Origin of the sequence: Micromonospora sp. CPCC 205561 (assembly GCF_036906775.1) — a bacterium.
GTDB lineage: Bacteria > Actinomycetota > Actinomycetes > Mycobacteriales > Micromonosporaceae > Micromonospora.
Genome location: NZ_JBAKHV010000142.1, coordinates 1 through 521 on the forward strand (window position 1 = coordinate 1; position 521 = coordinate 521).

The window sequence follows — 521 nt, forward strand, 5'->3', positions numbered from 1 at the left end:
CGCCGGCCGGGCGGGCGCCGGCTGGTGGCGTCGGGTCGCGGGCGGCGCGGCTGGTCGGGCGGCCGGCGACCTGCCCGGAACCGGGCCCACGGGCCGAGGCGGGGCGCGCCAGCAGGCCGGCGCCGGGTCCGTCCGGGTCGGCCGGTTCTCCGGAGTGGACGGTGTCGACAGCGCCGCCGTGGACTGTCATGAGAGCGACGCAACAGTCCGGTCCCATCGGCGGGGACATCTGATAGTTTCGATGCCGGCGGGGCGTCCACCGTAAACGGTGGAGATCCACCCGCATTGTTTGTCGTGCATGCAACGGGGGCTTCTTCGGTTTATTGCGTCGAGACTTCTCAGAACAAGCCCTATGTCCGATTGTCGCCCGACGGCACGGCAATTCCGACCGGCGCGGACCCCGGGGAACGCCCGCCGGCCGTGACGCGGCCGGCGGGCGCCTCCGCCTCTCGGCGACCGCGGCCCGCGCCGCCCGGGCAGGCGGCGCGACGCGCGCCTGCCCCGGCCCACGCCGCGGGACG

The 521-nt window shown here is 75.4% G+C and carries 1 protein-coding gene; it reads right to left on the reverse strand.

Annotated elements, in window-relative coordinates:
* On the reverse strand, nucleotides 1-190 hold a 190-nt coding region (locus V6V16_RS27810; RefSeq protein ID WP_334566920.1), incomplete at its 3' end, for a hypothetical protein.
* Nucleotides 191-521: the final 331 nt, after the last annotated feature.